The organism is Williamsia sp. SKLECPSW1 (assembly GCF_054332755.1).
Genome location: NZ_JBTGLI010000001.1, coordinates 1,364,842 through 1,382,566, shown reverse-complemented (window position 1 = coordinate 1,382,566; position 17,725 = coordinate 1,364,842). Strand labels below are relative to the sequence as shown.

18 protein-coding genes are annotated in these 17,725 nt (G+C 70.4%); 8 read left to right on the top strand and 10 right to left on the bottom strand.

The genetic code is table 11. The features are described 5' to 3' along the window. Positions 1 to 15: 15 nt before the first annotated feature. Positions 16 to 1,017, top strand: a complete 1,002-nt coding sequence (locus ACXVUM_RS06210) for an acrylyl-CoA reductase family protein (protein WP_458520962.1) — start codon at positions 16 to 18, stop codon at positions 1,015 to 1,017. Between the two features lie 3 nt (positions 1,018 to 1,020). On the opposite strand, the gene ACXVUM_RS06205 is transcribed toward ACXVUM_RS06210, so the two are convergent. Beyond that, a complete protein-coding gene (locus ACXVUM_RS06205) occupies positions 1,021 to 2,076 on the bottom strand; it encodes a 2,3-butanediol dehydrogenase (protein WP_458520961.1) in 1,056 nt (351 codons plus the stop codon). A 137-nt stretch (positions 2,077 to 2,213) separates the two neighbouring features. Between ACXVUM_RS06205 and ACXVUM_RS06200 the strand changes: the two genes are divergently transcribed. The 5 genes from ACXVUM_RS06200 (at position 2,214) to ACXVUM_RS06180 (ending at position 8,162) form a co-directional block, all read left to right on the top strand. Beyond that, positions 2,214 to 3,746, top strand: a complete 1,533-nt coding sequence (locus tag ACXVUM_RS06200) for a protein adenylyltransferase SelO (RefSeq protein ID WP_458520960.1) — start codon at positions 2,214 to 2,216, stop codon at positions 3,744 to 3,746. A gap of 91 nt (positions 3,747 to 3,837) precedes the next feature. Next, positions 3,838 to 4,497: a TetR/AcrR family transcriptional regulator gene (locus ACXVUM_RS06195; RefSeq protein ID WP_458520959.1), complete on the top strand. Its 660-nt coding sequence runs from the start codon at positions 3,838 to 3,840 to the stop codon at positions 4,495 to 4,497. 6 nt (positions 4,498 to 4,503) lie between these two features. After that, positions 4,504 to 5,718: an acyl-CoA dehydrogenase family protein gene (locus tag ACXVUM_RS06190; protein WP_458520958.1), complete on the top strand. Its 1,215-nt coding sequence runs from the start codon at positions 4,504 to 4,506 to the stop codon at positions 5,716 to 5,718. Continuing rightward, on the top strand, positions 5,715 to 6,737 hold the full coding sequence (locus tag ACXVUM_RS06185; protein ID WP_458520957.1) for a phosphotransferase family protein: 1,023 nt from the start codon (positions 5,715 to 5,717) through the stop codon (positions 6,735 to 6,737). Before ACXVUM_RS06190 ends, ACXVUM_RS06185 begins: the two co-directional genes overlap by 4 nt. A gap of 153 nt (positions 6,738 to 6,890) precedes the next feature. After that, a complete protein-coding gene (locus ACXVUM_RS06180) occupies positions 6,891 to 8,162 on the top strand; it encodes an HNH endonuclease (protein ID WP_458520956.1) in 1,272 nt (423 codons plus the stop codon). Positions 8,163 to 8,175: 13 nt separating this feature from the next. Here ACXVUM_RS06180 and ACXVUM_RS06175 read toward each other — a convergent pair whose 3' ends face one another. The 4 genes from ACXVUM_RS06175 to ACXVUM_RS06160 form a co-directional block, all read right to left on the bottom strand. Continuing rightward, positions 8,176 to 8,793, bottom strand: coding sequence for a dihydrofolate reductase family protein (locus tag ACXVUM_RS06175; RefSeq protein WP_458520955.1), 618 nt, complete (start codon positions 8,791 to 8,793; stop codon positions 8,176 to 8,178). 61 nt (positions 8,794 to 8,854) lie between these two features. After that, the gene (locus tag ACXVUM_RS06170; protein ID WP_458522798.1) at positions 8,855 to 9,253 is read right to left on the bottom strand and encodes a PaaI family thioesterase; all 399 of its coding nucleotides are present in this window, start codon (positions 9,251 to 9,253) and stop codon (positions 8,855 to 8,857) included. 77 nt (positions 9,254 to 9,330) lie between these two features. After that, complete coding sequence (locus ACXVUM_RS06165) at positions 9,331 to 10,005, bottom strand: histidine phosphatase family protein (RefSeq protein ID WP_458520954.1); 675 nt, start codon at positions 10,003 to 10,005, stop codon at positions 9,331 to 9,333. A gap of 7 nt (positions 10,006 to 10,012) precedes the next feature. Then, entirely contained in the window at positions 10,013 to 11,509 is a 1,497-nt protein-coding gene (locus tag ACXVUM_RS06160) for an MFS transporter (RefSeq protein ID WP_458520953.1), read from the bottom strand. A gap of 95 nt (positions 11,510 to 11,604) precedes the next feature. Between ACXVUM_RS06160 and ACXVUM_RS06155 the strand changes: the two genes are divergently transcribed. After that, entirely contained in the window at positions 11,605 to 12,363 is a 759-nt protein-coding gene (locus ACXVUM_RS06155; protein ID WP_458520952.1) for a TetR/AcrR family transcriptional regulator, read from the top strand. A gap of 103 nt (positions 12,364 to 12,466) precedes the next feature. Continuing rightward, positions 12,467 to 12,799, top strand: a complete 333-nt coding sequence (locus tag ACXVUM_RS06150) for a helix-turn-helix domain-containing protein (protein WP_458520951.1) — start codon at positions 12,467 to 12,469, stop codon at positions 12,797 to 12,799. Positions 12,800 to 12,829: 30 nt separating this feature from the next. Here the strand turns inward: ACXVUM_RS06150 and ACXVUM_RS06145 are convergent, their stop codons facing one another. From ACXVUM_RS06145 to sfnG, 5 genes are all read right to left on the bottom strand, one after another. Then, positions 12,830 to 13,483 carry a response regulator gene (locus ACXVUM_RS06145; protein WP_458520950.1) on the bottom strand — a complete coding sequence of 218 codons (654 nt, stop codon included), beginning with the start codon at positions 13,481 to 13,483 and terminating at the stop codon, positions 12,830 to 12,832. Then, the gene (locus ACXVUM_RS06140) at positions 13,480 to 14,760 is read right to left on the bottom strand and encodes a histidine kinase (protein WP_458520949.1); all 1,281 of its coding nucleotides are present in this window, start codon (positions 14,758 to 14,760) and stop codon (positions 13,480 to 13,482) included. The genes ACXVUM_RS06145 and ACXVUM_RS06140 overlap by 4 nt, the downstream gene beginning before the upstream one ends. 45 nt (positions 14,761 to 14,805) lie before the next feature. Further along, positions 14,806 to 15,813: a sigma-70 family RNA polymerase sigma factor gene (locus ACXVUM_RS06135; RefSeq protein ID WP_458520948.1), complete on the bottom strand. Its 1,008-nt coding sequence runs from the start codon at positions 15,811 to 15,813 to the stop codon at positions 14,806 to 14,808. 63 nt (positions 15,814 to 15,876) lie between these two features. Next, positions 15,877 to 16,554 carry a hypothetical protein gene (locus ACXVUM_RS06130; protein ID WP_458520947.1) on the bottom strand — a complete coding sequence of 226 codons (678 nt, stop codon included), beginning with the start codon at positions 16,552 to 16,554 and terminating at the stop codon, positions 15,877 to 15,879. Between the two features lie 4 nt (positions 16,555 to 16,558). Further along, positions 16,559 to 17,665, bottom strand: coding sequence for a dimethylsulfone monooxygenase SfnG (gene sfnG / locus ACXVUM_RS06125; protein WP_458520946.1), 1,107 nt, complete (start codon positions 17,663 to 17,665; stop codon positions 16,559 to 16,561). Positions 17,666 to 17,725 lie beyond the last annotated feature (60 nt).

Below are 17,725 nucleotides of genomic sequence, written 5' to 3'. Positions count from 1 at the left end.
GCTAGCGTCGATCCGGTGAGCACATTCTCCGCACGCGTGGCCCGCGAGTCCGACGGCGACATCGTCCTGCAGACCGAGACGGTGGACGACAGCTTCCTGCCCGACGGGAACGTCCGCATCGACGTCACGCACTCGTCGGTCAACTACAAGGACGCGTTGGCGATCACGCCGAAGGGCGGGGTGGTCCGCAACTACCCGATCGTCCCCGGCATCGACCTCGCCGGCACCGTCGCCTCCAGCGACGACCCGTCGTTCGCCCCGGGCGATCCCGTCCTGCTCCACGGCTACGCCACCGGGGTCTCGCGTCACGGCGGGTACGCCGAACGTGCCGTCGGTCCCGCCGAGGAGATCGTCGCGCTCGGCGACGGACTGAGCCCCGCCGAGGCCGCGACGATCGGCACCGCCGGCTTCACCGCCGCGATGAGCGTCGCCGCCCTCGTCGACCGCGGACTGCGACCCGACGACGGCAAGGTGCTCGTCACCGGCGCATCGGGTGGCGTCGGCATCGTCGCCGTCGATCTGCTGGCCGGCCTCGGGTACGAGGTGGTCGCGTCCAGCGGCAAGGACCATGCCCGGGACCTGCTGATGGAGCTCGGCGCCGCCGAGGTGATCGGCCGCGTCCCCGAGGACCCCGACGCGAAGATCAAACCGCTCGGCAGCGAGACGTGGGCCGCGGCAGTCGACTGCGTCGGCGGACCGACGCTCGCGTGGGTCCTCTCGACGATCCGCTACGGCGGTGCGGTCGCCGCGAGTGGACTGACCGGCGGCGCGGGCCTCCCGACGACGGTGATGCCGTTCATCCTGCGCGGCGTGGCACTCCTCGGGATCGACTCGGTGCAGGCCCCGATCGAGCGGCGTCGCGCGCTGTGGGCGCGTCTCGCCGACGACCTCCGGCCACCCCACCTCGACCGGATCACCACCGAGGTGGCCGTCTCCGACGTCGACTCGGCGCTGGCCGAGATCAAGCGCGGCGAACGGATCGGGCGGACCCTGGTGCGCGTGGCGGGCGGCTTCTGACCGCTACGCCGACGGGCTGACCAGGATCTTCACCGCGGTGTCGTTGTGGTCGATCAGGGTGCGCAGGCCGTCCTCGACCAGGTCGTCGAGACCGATGCGCCCGGTGATGAACGGTGCGAGGTCGACGGTCCCGTCCTGCACCAGCGCGATCGCGGCGGCGTGGTCGCGGACGTAGGCGATGGTGCCGCGCAGGTCGATCTCCTTGAGGACCAGCTTCTGCATGTCGACGGTCGCGGGCGCACCCCAGATCGACACGTTGACCACCACACCGGCGGGACGGACGGCGTCGAGCACGTCGTCGAGCACCTGGTTCACCCCGGCGCACTCGAAACCCAGATCGGCGCCGAGGCCGTCGGTGAGGTCGCGGACCCGGTCCCCGATCGCCCCGTCGCGGGGGTTCAGCACGTGGTCGGCGACGCCCCGCGCCCGCTCGATCCGCGCGGCGCTCACCTCGGAGACGATGACGGTGACCCCCAGTCCGCGGAGCACCGCCGCGACCAGCAGGCCGATCGGGCCGGAGCCGCCCACGAGCGCCGTCTGTCCGGCGCGGGCACCGCTGCGTTCGACGGCGTGGTGGGCCACCGAGAGAGGTTCGACGAGCGCGGCCTGGTCGAGGGGCATGTCGCCGACGGGGTGTACCCAGCGCCGGGGCACGACGACCTTCTCGCTCAGTCCACCGCCTCCGCCCGCGAGGCCGATGAAACCCATTCGCGTGCACAGGTGGTAGTTGCCCTCGCGGCACGGGCGGCACTCGTCGCACACCACGTACGGCTCGACGACGACACCGTCCCCGACCGCGAGGTCGTCGACGCCCTCGCCGACGGCGCTGACGGTGCCGGAGAACTCGTGGCCCATCGTGACAGGCGCGTCCTCGCCGGTCAGCGGGTGCGGGTGGCCGGGCGCCGGGGTGAAGATGGGGCCCTCGAGGTACTCGTGCAGATCGGTGCCGCAGATGCCGCACCAGGCGACGTCGATCGCGACGGTCCCCGGGCGGAGGTCGGGTTCGGCGACGTCCTCGATGCGGATGTCCTCACGGCCGTGGAATCGCGCTGCCCTCATGGTGTCCTCCTGTGGTCCGCCTCGTGGGAGCGGTGGCGGTGTGAGCGGACGGTAGGTGCGCCGGAGTGGCCACCGACAGCGTTGCAGGGCGTTGCAGAGCGGTTTCGTCGTGGCGTCGAGTGGCTACCCTGGACGAGATGAGCGCCCCCACCGCGATCCGCGGCCTCGTCGACCTCGACACGAGTTTCGTGCGCGACCTCGAGGGCATGTGCGTCCCGTGGTCCGGCGACGTCGTCCCCGATCCCCAGATCGTCGTCCTCAACGAGCCGTTGGCCCGGGAACTCGGCCTCGACCCCGATCGTCTCCGCGGTGCGGAGGGCGCGGCCGTCCTCTCCGGTTCCGTCCCGCCGGCCGACACCACGACCGTCGCGATGGCCTACTCGGGTCACCAGTTCGGCAACTTCTCGCCCCTGCTCGGTGACGGTCGGGCGCTGCTGCTCGGCGAACTCGTCGCCGCCGACGGCATTCGACACGACCTGCACCTCAAGGGATCCGGGCGCACGCCGTTCGCGCGCGGCGGCGACGGCAAGGCGGTGCTCGGTCCGATGCTGCGGGAGTACCTCGTGTCCGAGGCGATGCACGCGCTCGGTGTGCCGACGACGCGGTCGCTGGCGGTGACGTCGACGGGTGAGTCGGTGCAGCGGGAGGGTCCGGAGCCCGGCGCGGTGCTCGCCCGGATCGCGGCCAGTCATCTGCGGGTCGGCAGTTTCGAGTTCGCGGTCCGCCGTGGCCCGCTCGTCGTCGACCTCACGCACCACGCCATCGCCCGGCACCACCCGGATCTGCTCACGATCGACGATGTCCCCGATCGCGTCGTCGCGTTCTTCGAGCGCGTCCTCGATGCCCAGGCGTCGTTGATCGCGCGGTACACCGGCGTCGGGTTCATCCACGGGGTGCTCAACACCGACAACACGACGATCTCCGGGGAGAGCATCGACTACGGGCCGTGCGCGTTCCTCGACGCCCACGACCCCGGCACCGTCTACAGCTCCATCGACACCGTCGGGCGGTACGCGTTCGGCAACCAGCCGGCGGTGATCGGTTGGAACCTCGCACGATTCGCCGAGTCGCTCATCCCGCTGGTGGGTGCACGCGACGACGGCGAGGTCGACGCCGACGCGGCGATCGGCCGACTCACCGAGTCGCTGGCCACCTACGCGGCGCGGTACGAGCACCACCTCGCCGCGGTCATGGCTCGCAAGATCGGAGTGCGCGCCGCCGACGATCCGTCGCCGCTCGACGACACGCAGTCGGCCCTGCTGACCGATCTCGAGACGCTGATGCGCGAGCAGCGCGTCGACCACACGGGGTTCTTCCGTGCCCTCTCGGTCGACCTGTGGGCGCACGCGTCCGGCCACGAGTCGACGGAGGCCTCGACCCTCGCGCCCGCCGACGCCACCCGCGACTGGCTCGACCGCTGGTTCGGCGTTTTGGGCGACCGTGCGACGACGGCGACCGCCGACGCGATGGATGCGGTGAACCCGATCGTCGTCCCGCGGAACCATCTCGTCGACGAGGCGCTGCGTGCGGCCGAGGCCGGCGACCTCACGCCGTTCCACGCGTTCCTGGACGCGGTGACCCATCCGTTCGACGTGCCCGCCGACCCCCGGTTCGCGCTCCCCGCGCCGGACGGGTTCGACGACCGGTTCCGGACGTTCTGCGGGACGTGACACGCTGGTCAGCGATCCAAGCCTCCTCCCGTGCGAACGCTCGGTAGGGTCCGCGTCCACCCAGCGGGTCGTCGGGTCTAAGTTGAAGGCCATGACCGACGACGCGCGCGCGACCGTCACGGAGCCCTGGCGCGACTACGACCGGTCGGAACTCTCCGCACCCCTCGCCGCCGCGCTCGCCGCCTTCGAGGAACAGGGCTACCACGGCACGTCGGTGCGAGAGATCGCCGGCCGCGCGGGGCTCTCGGTGCCCGGCCTCTACCACCATTACCCGTCGAAGCAGTCGCTGCTGCAGGGCCTGCTCGAGATGACCATGAACGACCTGACGTGGCGGACCGAGAGCGCGCTCGACGCGGCGTCCGACGACCCGGTCGACCGCTACGACGCCGTCGTCGAGGTGCTGCTGCAGTTCCACATCCACCGTCGTGCACAGGCGTTCATCGGATCGTCGGAGATCCGCAGCCTGGAACCCGACTACCGCCCGGTCTACACGCAGAAGCGCCGCAAGTTGCAGGGCATCGTCGACGACCTCATCCGCGACGGGGTCCGCGCCGGCGTCTTCGTCACCGGCGACCCCGCGGACACGGGACGGGCGATCACCACGATGTGCGTCGGCGTCTCGACCTGGTACCGCCCCGACGGTCGGCTGTCCGCCGACGAGATCGTCGCACGGTTCGGGCGGATCGCGCGTGCGGCCGTCGGGTACACCGGCGACCGGGACACATCACCCATCGGCAACGAAGGAGCCTGAGCGACAATGGCTGTCGACCTGCGGTACGACGACGAGGTTCAGCGGACGATCGAGGCGACACAGGCGTTCATCGCCGACGTCGTACTGCCCGTCGAGGAGGAGTTCGACGGCGACTTCGAGAAGGCCGGTGGCGAGCACCTGCGCATCGAGCTGCAGGAGAAGGCGAAGGCGGCAGGTGTTTTCGCCCCCCACGCGCCGGTCGAGTACGGCGGCCTCGGCCTGAACATGTCCGACCGCGCACCGGTGTTCGAGGCCGGCGGACGTTCGGTGTTCGGGCCGATCGCCCTGAACATCGGTGCACCCGACGAGGGCAACGTGCACATGCTGTCCCACATCGCATCGCCGGCGCAGAAGGAGCAGTTCCTCGCCCCGCTGGCCACCGGCGACGTCCGCTCGGCGTTCGCGATGACCGAGCCGGAACCCGGTGCGGGATCGGACCCCTCGGCGCTGACCACCGCGGCGACGCGGGTCCCCGGCGGGTGGTCGATCACCGGCCACAAATGGTTCATCACCGGCGCCGACGGCGCAGGGTTCTTCATCATCATGGCCCGCACGTCGGGCTCGCCCGGTGAGAGCGGGGGAGCGACGATGTTCCTCGCACCCGCGCCGGACGAGGGCATCGAGATCGTGCGGCACATGGGCACCACCGACCGCGCCGGGCTGGGCGGGCACTGCGAGATCAGGTTCCGCGACCTGTTCGTCCCCGACGAGAACGTCCTCGGCGAGGTCGACGAGGGCTTCCGCTATGCGCAGGTACGTCTGGGTCCCGCGCGGATGACGCACGTGATGCGGTGGCTCGGCGTCGCCGTCCGTGCGCACGAGGTCGGGGTCGACTACGTCGCACGCCGCCGGGCGTTCGGGGGGCGGCTCGGCGACCTCGGCATGATCCAGCAGATGGTTGCCGACAACGAGATCGACCTCGCCGCGTCGCGGGCGCTGCTGGTGAAGGCCTGCCACGAGCTGGATCTCGGCCGTCACGCCAGCAACGAGACGTCGATCGCCAAGACGTTCGCCGCCGAGGCGTATTCGCGGGTCGTCGACCGCGCCATCCAGATGTGCGGCGGGTCGGGCGTCACCGACGACCTCCCGCTGGCGCGTCTGCAGGCTGAGCTGCGGCCCTTCCGCATCTACGACGGGGCCTCGGAGGTCCATCGCTGGGCGATCGCCAAGCGGGCCGTCGGACGTGCGGCGAAGAAGCAGCAGGCGCAGGAGGCGCGATGACAGGCACGACGCCGTTGCCGGGCATGGATCCCGTTGCCCTGCGGTCGTTCCTCGTCGAGTCCGGGGTCGAGGTGGCCGGCGATCTCGATGTCCATCTCATCTCCGGTGGGCGCTCGAACCTGACGTTCGGGGTCACCGACGGGACGACGAGGTGGGTGGTGCGTCGCCCACCGACGAGTGGTCTGACGCCGTCGGCACATGACATGAACCGCGAGTGGACGGTGACGTCGGCGTTGCAGGGCACGGCGGTCCCGGTGGCGCGGACGGTCGCGTTCGACGCCGAGGGCACCGTCCTCGGCGCACCCTGCACCGTCGTCGAGTTCGTCGAGGGCACGGTGATCCGCAGTGCGTCGGAGCTCGATGCGCTCGACGACGCGGCGGTGGACCGCAACGTGGACGCGTTGATCCGCACCCTGGCCGATCTGCACGCGGTCGACCACCAGGCCGTCGGGCTCGGCGAGTTCGGTCGTCCGGAGGGGTTCGTCGCGCGTCAGGTGAAGACCTGGACGCGGCAGTGGGGCTTGGTGAAGACCCGCGAACTGCCGGACGTGGAGAGGCTCGCCGGCCTGCTGGCGGAGAACATCCCGACCGACTCCGCGAACGCGATCGTGCACGGGGACTTCCGCGTCGACAACACCATCCTCGACGCCGACGACCCGGGCGTCGTTCGTGCGGTGGTGGATTGGGAGATGTCGACACTGGGTGACCCGATCACCGACGTCGCGCTGATGTGCGTCTACCGCCAGCCGATCTTCGACAGGGTGCTGGGGCTCTCGGCCGCGTGGACGAGCCCCCGCTACCCCGACACCGACGAGCTCGCGCAGCGCTACGCGACCGCCGCCGGCGTCGAGATGGCGCACTGGGACTTCTATCTCGCCCTGGCGAACTTCAAACTCGGTGTTATCGGCGAGGGCATCGCCTACCGCGCGCTGCAGGGATCGTCATCGGGCGAGGGGGCCGAGAAGGCCGCCGAGGCGACCCAGGAGTTCATGGCCGAGGGTCTCCGCGCCCTGGGCTGACCGATCGCTCCGACACAGGACCGGCACGGGTACGTGTGGGACCGGCACGGGTACGTGAGAGACCGTCACGGGTACGTGTGACATTCAATTCGGTTGCGGTTGGCCGTGTTTGGGCCTCGGGGATTGTCGGACCCCTCGTGTACACATGTGCGTATGGAGCACACCGGCATCGTCGACGCCCGCGAGGCGCTGCGTGGTGTCATGGCCGTGCTGGCCGACCTACCGGCCGCCGGTGATGAGGCCGAGGCGATCGACCGCATCTCGCTGATGGAGTCGATCAAGGCGGTGTGTGCCGCCGGGCAAGCCGGCGACACCCTGCGGTTTCAGGAGTTGCGGTCCGCCGCGGAGGCAGAGGCGGGTGTGCCCGTCGAACGACGCTGCCGCGGACTGTCCGCGGAGGTCGCATTGGCGCGGCGGGTGTCGGGTAACGCCGGCGGTCGGCATCTGGGGTTCGCCCGCGCGATGGGCGAGATGCCCAACACCTTCGCACGTCTCCGAGACGGGTCCTTGTCGGAGTGGCGGGCCACCATCCTGGTCCGCGAAACCGGGTATCTGCAGGTGGAGGACCGTCGCGCGATCGACGACGCCCTGTGCGCGGATCCCGCCACCCTCGACGGTGTCGGCGATCGGGCGGTGGAGGCGCTGGCGAAGCAGATCGCCTACTCCCGTGACCCGCACGCCGTGGTCGACCGCAACGCCAGCGCCCCGAAGGATCGGCGGGTGAGCCTGCGGCCGAAACCGGATGCGATGGTGCAACTGTCTGCGCTGTTGCCGATGACCGCGGGCATCGCCGCCTACGCCGCCCTGACGAAGCAAGCTGACCTGATCTGTCAGTCCGACGACCGCACCCACGCCCAGGTGATGGCCGACACCCTGCTGCGTCGCCTCACCGGTGTGGCAGTGCCGGCGAAAGTCGCCCTCGCGGTCGATGTCGTCACACCCGCGGACGTTCTCGCCGGTGCAAGTGACGCCGCGGCGGATGTTCCGGGCTACGGCCCGATCCCCGCCGCCACCGCGCGGGATCTGATCGGCGACGCACTCGACCACGACACGACAGTCACTCTGCGCAGGTTGTTCGCCGCACCCGAGACTGGGGCGCTGGTCGCGATGGAATCCCGGGCGCGGCTGTTCCCGACAGGCCTACGCCAGTTCCTGACCCGCCGCGACGTGTCGTGTCGGATTCCTTATTGCGACGCCCCGATCGCCGAGATCGACCACGCCCACCCCCATCACACCGGCGGGCCGACCACCGCTGACAACGGCCTCGGTGAATGCCGCACCCACAACAGACAGAAAGAGAACCCCGGCTGGCAGGTCACCACCGCCACCGACGACCACGGCCGACACGAAGCCCTGGTCCGCACACCCACCGGCCACGAACACCGCTCCCGAGCGCCGGCGCGACCGGGCGACGCGGCCGCCTAGATGTACTGATCGGTCAGCGGATGACGCGATAGCGCAGATGCACGGTGCTGGGTGGTGCTTCGAGGACCCGGACCAGTTCGAGTGCGGGTGCGCCCGGGGCGAACCCGTCGAACAGTCGCTCGCCGCCGCCGAGGATCTCGCCGCTGACCTGCAGGTCGATCTCGTCGACGAATCCTGCCGCGATGGCCTGGCGTGCGCACGACGCGCCGCCGGCGATCGAGATCGAGCGACCATCCGCGACGTCGACGGCCTGGCGGTAGGCGGATTCGATGCCGTCGGTGACGAAGTGGAAGGTCGTCCCGCCCTGCATCTCGATGGGGTCGTGGGCGTGGTGGGTCAGCACGAACACCGGGCAGTGATACGGCGGTTCGTCGCCCCACCAACCACGCCAGTCGGAGTCGCCCCAGTCCCCGCGGATGGGACCGAACATGTTGCGGCCCATGATGGTCGCACCCATCCCGTCCATCATGTCCGACATGACCTGCTGATTCACGGGGTGGCCGGCGTCGGGGCCGATGTGCCAGCGGTGCAATGCCGGACCGCCGACCCCCAGGGGGTTGTCGGCGCTCTGGTCCGGACCGGCGACGTAGCCGTCGGCCGAGATGGACATCGACAGGTTCGTCCTGCTCATCGTGATCGTTCCTCCGCGTGGTGGGGTTGTCGCTGATGTGGACTCATGCCGGCGTCGGAACTCATCGGCCCACCGCCTTGTCGCCTCGGAGCGTCAGGACGGTGCTGGTCGCCGTGGCGACGGTCTTGCCGTCGTCGCGGGTGATGTCACATGCGTAGTGCTGCACCGTCGCCCCGATGTGCGTCGGGTACGCGCGCGCGGTGAGGGTCCCGGCGAACATCGGCCGCAGGAACGTGATGCGCAGGTCGATGCTGGTGAACGACTCGCCGGGGCTGACGGTGGTCGATCGAGCGGTCCCGATCGCCGCGTCGGCGAGTTCACCGATGAACCCGCCGTGCACCGTGCCCTGCTGGTTGCTGTGCAGGTCCGGGTCGGTCACGACCGTCAGGGTGGCGGTCCCCGCGTCGATCTCGGTGATCTGGAACCCGAGCAGCAGGGAGATCGCCGTGGGGTACCGCAGGAACGTGCGGTCGTCGGGATCGAGCGTCCCCGCCACGTGACGTCGCAGGTACTCGAGCACCGACAGGTCGTGTCCGCTCATCGGAACGTCATCACGTCTCGGTCGGCGACGAGGTCGAGGTGGGCGTGGTCGTTGACCGAGACCACCGACACCCCCGATCGGCCGGCGAGGAGCTTGGTGACCGAGGTGTTGATCATCGTCCTGGCCACCGCCACCCACGTCTCGTCGTCGAGACCCCACAGCGATGCGACGACCGCGGCGATCGTCCCCGCCGACGACACCGCGACCACCGTTCGACCCGAACCTGCCTGTGCTGCCAGCCGTTCCAGCGACCGGTCGGCGCGGGCGCGATACGCCCGATACGAGCCCTCCTCCGTCGAGGACGCCGCGACCCAGGTGCGGAGGTCCTCGTCGAGTCGGGCCTGGAACCCGGCGCCGTGGACGCCGCCGTCGGATGCGCTGCCCGACGTGATCGAGCCGAGGTCGTATTCGTCCCACCCCTCGTCGACGCCGTGCTCCGGGGCGTCGGCGAACCCGTCGAGGATGTGGCGCAGCGTCTGCTGTTGGCGTGCCAGCGATCCGGACACCGCGTGGTCGACGCGGTCGGTCCGCACGGCGAGTGCGCGACCTGCCCGCCGTGCCTGCTCGGCCCCGAGATCCGTCAGGCCGCCCGCCTCGGACTGTGCCGCCGCGAGCGACCCGTACGCCTTCGCGTCGGCCTGACCATGACGGACGAGATAGATCACTCCCATGCGCCCATCATGACCGAGCGGCCTGTGCCGCCGGCACGCGATCCCGGACCGAGAGGGTGAGCAGAGCGGTGACGATCAGCAGTCCGGCCGCACAGGTCGACGTCACGTGCATCCCGTCGACATACGCGACGCGGGCGGCGTCGAGAACGCCACGACCCGCGTCGCCGCCCAGGCGGGCCGCGGTCGCCACCGCACCGCCGAGCCCGTCGGCCGCGGCCCCGGACACGCCGGGAACCGAGGTGTCGACCGTCGCGCGGTACACGGCGGTGAGCACGCTGCCCAGCACGGCGATCCCGATCCCGCCGCCGAGCTCGCTGCTCGTCTCGAGCATCCCGGCGACGGCACCCGCTCGGTCCGCGGGCGCCACGCCGACGACGTGGTCGGCGACGACGGTGGCCGCGGCGACGAGACCTCCCGCGATGAGAGTGCTGGCGGCGAGCATCACCCACAGTGCCGATGTCCCACCGCCCCAGGTGATCAGGAAGCCCGTCGCAGCCACGGCGAGTCCGCCGGCCATCACCGCGGGGCGGCCCCATCGGGCCGCGAGGGTCGTCGACGCAGGCGCGACCGCCGCGACCACGACGGTGGGAGCGAGGCTCCACAGGGCTGCCGTGAGCGGCGAGTACCCGAGCACCGACTGCAGGTACTGCGTGACGAGGACGGCGTTGCCGACGATCCCGAACATCGCCATCAGGTTGACGACGATCGACGACGCGAGGCGTCGGTCGGCGAAGAGTCGGAGATCCATCAGCGGATGCGGGATGACGAGTTGGCGCTGCACGAATACCGCCCCGATCGCGAGACCCGTGGTCAACACCGCGAGTGCCGTGGGCGTGAGGCCGTCGGTCCCGAGTGCCTCGATCGCACCCACGATCGGCAGGATCGCGCCGAGAGCCAGTGCTGCGCTGACGACGTCGATCCGGCGGCTGCGATCGCCCGTCCCGCCGGGCAGCAGCAGAGGCGCCGCGACGAGCAGCGCGACCATCACCGGGATGTTGACGAGGAACACCGACCCCCACCAGAAGTGCTCCAGCAGCAGCCCGCTCACGATCGGCCCGACGGCGACCCCGCCCGCCATCACCGCGGACCACGCTCCGATTGCCTTGGCGCGGGCGCCGTCGTCGGTGAACAGGTGCCGGATGAGCGCGAGCGTCGACGGCATCAGTGTCGCGCCGGCGATGGCGAGGACGGCCCGGGCGCCGATGAGCATCTCGGCGCTCGTCGAGTACGCGGCGAGCAGCGACGCACCGGAGAAGAGCGCCGCGCCGACGACCAGCACCCGTCGGTGGCCGACGCGGTCGGCGACAGCGCCCATCGTGAGCAGCAGACCGGCCAGCACCAGCCCGTAGATGTCGAAGATCCACAGCTGCTGGGCGGGCGAGGGCCGGAGATCGGCGGCGATGTCCGGCACCGCGAAGAACAGCACCGACACGTCCATCGAGACGATCAGCATCGGCAGGAACAGCGCGAGAAGGCCCCACCAGGGGGAACGGGTCGTGATCATCGGGATCCTCACTGTGTACGTAGTCCACTGTTTATGTCGTACGCACAGTAGATGCGTATCTGCGTATACCGCAAGCAGTTTGTTACGATGGCCCGGTGAGCAGCGATGACGTGGCGATCCCGCGCTATCTCGAGCTGTTGTGGGAGCGGTCGACGGGAACCCGGCGCGGTCCGAAGCCGGGCGTCGGGATCCGGGACATCGGCGCCGCCGGTACCCGACTGGCCGATCGGGGTGGGCCGGACGCGATCTCGATGAAGGCGGTCGCGCAGGAACTCGGGATGACGACCATGTCGCTCTACCGCTACGTCGACAGCAAGGACGAACTGCTCGCAGTGGTGCTCGACGAGGGCTACGGGCCGTGTCCCGACGACGTCGCCACCGGCGAGAGCTGGCGCGAGCGCGTCGAGTCGTGGACACGGGCTGTCGCGGCGGGCCTGTCGGCGCGGCCGTGGATCGTCGAGATCCCCCTCACCACCCCGCCGGCGACACCGAACATCCTGGGGTGGACCGATGCGGGTGTCGCTGCCTTCGACGGCACCGGGCTGTCGGCCCGTGCCGTCCTCAGTTCGCTGCTGGTGCTCGACGGCTTCGTCCGCAACCACGTGCGGCAGGCCGCTCAGCTCGGTGCGTTGCGGACCGACGGCACGCCCGCGCCCGACGACCGCTCGTACGAGACGGGCATCCTCGCGCTCGTCGGGGACACCGGTCGCCTCCCTGCCCTCACGGCAGCGGCGCGCGAGATCGCGGCGGGTGACGCGTCGACCTTCTACGACGACGAACTCGCCTACGGGTTGTCGGTGCTGCTCGACGGCCTCGAACGCCGCGTCGAGGCCGTCGCCGACCTTCCGCTGTGAGCGAAACACCCGTGTCGCGGGCGGCGCGGCCGGCGCTGCCGCCACTACCGTGGCAGCAAGGTCCCGGCCGGGTGGGACGCGCGCGCGTGAGAAGGAGGCACCGATGACCGATCTGCATGTGGTCCCCGCGGACGAGGGCACCACGGAAGCGGTCGCTGCCCCGCTGCTGCGCGAACTGCTCGGGGCCACGCTGCGTGCCGCACGTCAGCGCCAGCAGCGCACGCTCAAGGACGTCGCCGACCGAGCCGGTGTGTCCATGACGTACCTGTCCGAGGTCGAGCGGGGTCGCAAGGAGGCGTCGTCGGAGGTCGTGGGTGCCGTCACCCGCGCACTCGGTGGCGAACTCGTCGACCTCCTCACGGAGATGGCCGGCGCGGTCGCCCGTCCCGCCCCCGCATCCCCGGCGCGCACCACCGCGATCCGCGCGGTCGCCTGACCCCTCGCACGATCCGCGCGGTCGGCGTCGTCAGGAGTCCCGACCGGCGTCGTGCACGACGAGCGCGATCTGCACACGGTTGGTGAGCTGCAGCTTGTCGAGGATGTGCGAGATGTGACTCTTCACCGTCGCCACCGTGACGAACAGTTCCCGCGCGATGTCCGCATTCGACAGACCTTGCGCGACAGCGGTCGCCACCCGCATCTCACCCGCGGTCAGCTCGGCCAGCTGCCGCTGCGCGGCGGCGCATCGCTCGTCGCGTTCGGGGCCGGTGATCCGGTCGATCAATCGCCGCGTCACGGTCGGTGACAGGATCGGGTCGCCCGCGACGACGGCCCGGATCGCGGCGATCAGGTCACCGGGTGGGGTGTCCTTCAGCAGGAATCCCGACGCGCCCGCCCGTAGCGCCCGCACAACCAGGTCGTCGGCGTCGAACGTCGTGAGCACGATGACGTGCGGAGGATCCCGCAGGTCGCGGACGGCGGCGGTCGCGTCGATGCCGTTCACCTTCGGCATGCGCAGATCCATCAGGACCACGTCTGCGGCCGTCTCCCGCACCAGGTCGACGACGCCGGATCCGTCTGCGGCCTCACCGACCACCTCGATGTCGGGTTCGCCGCCGATCATCGTGGCGATGCCTGCGCGGACGAGCCACTCGTCGTCGGCGAGCACGACGCGGGTCACGCGACGGCTCCCGACTGCCACGGCAGGTGCGCGTCGAGGACGAACCGGTGCTCGACGACTCCGTGGTGCAGGGTCCCGCCGGCCAGCGTCACCCGCTCTTCGAGACCCGTCAGGCCGGTGCCCGTGCCGGGGATGGGGTGGTGATCGGCCGAGTGGTTGAGCGGTTGACTGACGGTCACCCGGAGGCCGCGTCCGGGGCCGCCCACGACGTCGACGGAGACCGGGACGGAGCCGGCGTGCTTGCGCGCGTTGGTGAGTCCCTCCTGCACCACGCGGTAGGCGGCCCGCCCGACGACGCCGGGGATCTCGGCGGGTTCGTCGATGTCGATGTGCGGGGTGATCTGGGCCCCGGTGCTGCGGCCCTCGGCGAGGAGGTTCTCCACGTCGACGAGGGACTGCGGCCGGACGGTGAGGTCGTCGGTGCTGTCGCGGAGCATCGTGATGACGTCACGCAGGTCGTCGAGCATCTGGTGGACCCCGCCGCGGATCACGCCGGCCGCGCGGGCGATGTCCTCGGGGGGTGCGTCGGGTCGGTACTCGAGCGCACCGGCGTGCACCGACAACAGGCTCATGCGGTGGGCGAGGACGTCGTGCATCTCGCGCGCCAGCCGTTCCCGCTCGCCGGCACGGGCGGCGGCGAGGCGTTCGCGCTGTTCGGACTCGGCCCGTCGAGCGCGTTCGGCCAACGAGATCAACAGCTGACGGCGGCTGCGGATCGAGGTGCCCCATCCGATCGCCCCGCCGGTGAGCAGGACGCTGAAGGCGAGGGCGATCCAGAACTGAGTCCCCGACGTGCCCGCGACCAGCACCAGGTTGAGCTGTGCGGCGACGACGCCGAGGACACCGACGGCCGCCGCGTACCGGAGCGGTCGGTGGACGGCGAGCGAGAAGGTTGCGAGGTAGGCGGCACCGGCGACCGCGGTGAACGGGATGCAGACGAGGTTGGTCACCACCGCGATCTGCAGCGGCCACCGACGTCGCCACGCCAACGCCGCGCAGGCGACCGTCCCGACGACGAGGTCCGGCCAGAGCGACAGCGTGTTGCCACCGATGCCCGGGACCGCAGCCACCACACCGATCCCGGCCGCCAGCACGATGACGAGCGCGTCGACGACGACGTCGCGGGAGGTCCGTCGACCGTGCAACGGTCGCGGGTCGCCGTCGAGTTCGGCCTGCACCACGCCGGGCAGCCAGGGCCGTCGGACGCGTGGCGGCTCCGGCGCCGGGACGCTCGGGTAGGGCAGGGGCAGGCTCATGACGAGGACATCGTCACCCATCGGCGTCCCCCACCGCATCCGGCAGAAGTCGGAGACGTGCAGCGGTCAGGTCGCCGGCCGTGCAGGGAGCCCGAAGCGCGCGAACAGGGCCTCGGTGTCGTCGTCGAAGAACACCACCGCATGGTCGACGGTGCGCCCGTCGTCGGACAGTTCGAGCACCTGCAGCTGGAACGGCAGATGTTCGCCCGACTCCTTGTCGAGCATGTAGAGCCCGTACGCGTGCTGCCCGTTGGCGATGGTGGGCAGCAGAATCTGGTCGCCGGCCTTCTCCGCCGGGCAGTTCTTCCGGATGAGCGTGCCGATGGCGTCGCCGCCCTCGTACCATCCGGTGAACGGCGGCATCTCCCAGATCGACGACGCGGTGAACATCGCGACGATGGCGTCGACGTCATAGTCCTGGAAGGCCGCCACGTAGCGGGCGAGAGTCTCGCGCTGCACCGCGTCGTCGGGTTCGCGGGTCGAATCCCGCTGCGGGGCACTGTTCTTCACCTGTGCCCGGGCGCGCTGCAGCAGGCTGTTGACGGTGGCGACACTCAGGTCGAGCGTCGACGCGACCTCGGCGGCGCGCCACTGCAGGACGTCCCGCAGGATCAGCACGGCGCGCTGACGTTCCGGCAGATGCTGCAGCGCGGCGATGAACGCGAGACGGATCGACTCCCGTGAGTCGACGACCGTGGCGGGGTCGGCGGTCTCGGCGGGCGCGACCTCGTCGGTGCCGGACCACGGTTCGAGCCACGGCACCTCCTTGTCCATCACAAGCGTGTCGCTCGGGTCGTGGGCGTCACTGCCGAGCCCGGACGGGAGTGGGCGCTTCTTCTTGCTCTCCAACGCGGTGAGACAGGTGTTGGTGGCGATCTTGTGCAGCCAGGTCCGCACGGACGCGCGCTGGTCGTATCCGGCGTAACCGCGCCACGCGCGGATGTAGGTCTCCTGGACCAGGTCCTCGGCGTCGTGGTGGCTGCCCATCATCCGGTAGCAGTGCGCCATGATCTCACGCCGATAGGGCTCGGTGATCGCGAGGAACTCCGCGTCGGTCGAGATCGAGGTCGTCATGGCTGACGAGCCTAGATCAGCGGTCGGACATCCGGCGGGGTTCGCGAACACCCCGACCGCTGGTCAGCGGGCGATGCGACCGGTGAGGACCCACCCGCCGAGCAGGTCGAGATCAGCGGTGTCGCCGGATGCGCCCGCGGTGTCCCCGTGTACGGCCGCGGTGCTCACATGGATCAGTGCCTGCGCGGCGTCTGTCGCCGCTCGACTCGCGAGCACCGTCGCCACGGCCAGCGCGGCGTGTGCCTCGTCGCGGAGCAGGTCGGGATCGTCGGGCGAGGTCCGCACGGCGTCGACCGCGACCCCGGCGCGGGCGAGGGTGGCCTCGGCCGCGCTGACGGCCGTCGCGAGTTCACCGAGTCGGGGGCGGGCGGTGCTCCCGGCCCCGTCGAGTTCCCGCGCGGCCGCGATCACCCCGTGCAACGCGGCTGCCGCAGACCCCGTCTCCAGCGCGGTGTCCAGCAGGCGGGCGACGAGGTCGTGCCCGACCGACTCGTCGCCGTCGATCAGGGAGCGACGAACCTGCCGCGCCAGGTCGAGATGGGAGACCGCCAGGACCCGGACCACCTCGGTCGCCGTCGACGGGGAGACCCCGCCGTCGGCGGGCGCGAGGACCACGCCGAGGAGCCCGGAATCCCGCAACCGCGCCGACGCACCCGGACCGGGACAGCCGCCGATCACGCGCGCGGCGTCCACTGCGTCGGTGGTGGTCTCGATCCGGGTCGTCGGCGTGGCGAGTGTCATGGCGTCAGGCCGGGACCTTCTCCGAGGCCTCGATCTCGCGCACCAACGGCATGACCTTCTCGCCGAAGTACTCGACCTCCTCCTGGAAGTGCAGGAAGCCGCCGAGGATCAGGTCGACGCCGAGCTTCTTGTAGGCGACGATCCGCTCGGCGATCTGCTCCGGGGTGCCGATCAGCTGCGTCTTGAAGCCGTCGTTGTACTGGACGAGGTCGGCGAACGTCGAGTCCGCCCACATGCCCTTGCCGTCCGACGTCGACTTGCCGGCCTGCTGCACGGAGTCCCGGAAACCCTGCACCGCAGGCTTGTTCGCCTTCTCGATGATCTCGCGCAGGGTGTCGTGCGCTTCCTTCTCGGTGTCACGCGCGATGATGAACCCGTTGAGGCCGAACTTGGTCGACCGGTTGTGTGCCTGGGCGACCGAGCGCAGATCCTCGATCTGCTCGGTGACGCCGTCGAAGTCCTTGCCGTTGGAGAAGTACCAGTCGGCGAACTGTCCGCCGTTGCGACGTGCCGCCGTCGAGTTGCCGCCCTGGAACAACTCGGGATTCGGGCGCTCGGGGGTGTTGAGCGGCTTCGGCTTCAGCGTGAAGTCGCGGATCCGGTAGAAGTCGCCGGCGAACTCGACGTTGTCCTCGGTCCAGATCTTGCGGATCACCTCGAGGAACTCGGCGCTGCGACGGTAGCGCTCGTCGTGTTCGAGCCACGGCTCGCCGAGGGCCTTGAACTCGCCCGAGAACCAGCCGGAGACGACGTTGATCGCGAAGCGCCCGTTCGACAGGTGGTCCGCGGTCGCGCCGAACTTCGCCAGCACGGCCGGGTGCCACAGGCCGGGGTGGATGGCGGTGATCACCTTCAGCTTCTCGGTCGCCATCAGCAGTGCCAGCGAGAACGAGGTCGACTCGTGCTGGTACTCCGCGCCGTAGGACGCCATGTAGCGGACCTGGGACAGTGCGTACTCGAAGCCGACGCGCTCGGCGGTCTGCGCGAGCTTCTTGTTGTACTCGAACTCCCAGTTGGTGCGCTGCTCGATGTCACTGGTGACGAGGCCGCCACTGACGTTCGGGACCCAGTAGGCGAACTTGATCTCGTCGGCGATGCTGTCGGTGCTCATTCTCTTCTCTCTGTAAGCGGTGGGACGTCACGGGACGCTGGCGCGCTCGGGCGGCGAGGA

Bases quoted from the DNA above. Each gene is read 5' to 3' on its own strand.
- ACXVUM_RS06205 (WP_458520961.1), bottom strand. From the start codon at position 2,076: ATGAGGGCAGCGCGATTCCACGGCCGTGAGGACATCCGCATCGAGGAC.
- ACXVUM_RS06200 (WP_458520960.1), top strand. From the start codon at position 2,214: ATGAGCGCCCCCACCGCGATCCGCGGCCTCGTCGACCTCGACACGAGT.
- ACXVUM_RS06195 (WP_458520959.1), top strand. From the start codon at position 3,838: ATGACCGACGACGCGCGCGCGACCGTCACGGAGCCCTGGCGCGACTAC.
- ACXVUM_RS06190 (WP_458520958.1), top strand. From the start codon at position 4,504: ATGGCTGTCGACCTGCGGTACGACGACGAGGTTCAGCGGACGATCGAG.
- ACXVUM_RS06185 (WP_458520957.1), top strand. From the start codon at position 5,715: ATGACAGGCACGACGCCGTTGCCGGGCATGGATCCCGTTGCCCTGCGG.
- ACXVUM_RS06180 (WP_458520956.1), top strand. From the start codon at position 6,891: ATGGAGCACACCGGCATCGTCGACGCCCGCGAGGCGCTGCGTGGTGTC.
- ACXVUM_RS06175 (WP_458520955.1), bottom strand. From the start codon at position 8,793: ATGAGCAGGACGAACCTGTCGATGTCCATCTCGGCCGACGGCTACGTC.
- ACXVUM_RS06165 (WP_458520954.1), bottom strand. From the start codon at position 10,005: ATGGGAGTGATCTATCTCGTCCGTCATGGTCAGGCCGACGCGAAGGCG.
- ACXVUM_RS06160 (WP_458520953.1), bottom strand. From the start codon at position 11,509: ATGATCACGACCCGTTCCCCCTGGTGGGGCCTTCTCGCGCTGTTCCTG.
- ACXVUM_RS06150 (WP_458520951.1), top strand. From the start codon at position 12,467: ATGACCGATCTGCATGTGGTCCCCGCGGACGAGGGCACCACGGAAGCG.
- ACXVUM_RS06140 (WP_458520949.1), bottom strand. From the start codon at position 14,760: ATGGGTGACGATGTCCTCGTCATGAGCCTGCCCCTGCCCTACCCGAGC.
- ACXVUM_RS06135 (WP_458520948.1), bottom strand. From the start codon at position 15,813: ATGACGACCTCGATCTCGACCGACGCGGAGTTCCTCGCGATCACCGAG.
- ACXVUM_RS06130 (WP_458520947.1), bottom strand. From the start codon at position 16,554: ATGACACTCGCCACGCCGACGACCCGGATCGAGACCACCACCGACGCA.
- sfnG (WP_458520946.1), bottom strand. From the start codon at position 17,665: ATGAGCACCGACAGCATCGCCGACGAGATCAAGTTCGCCTACTGGGTC.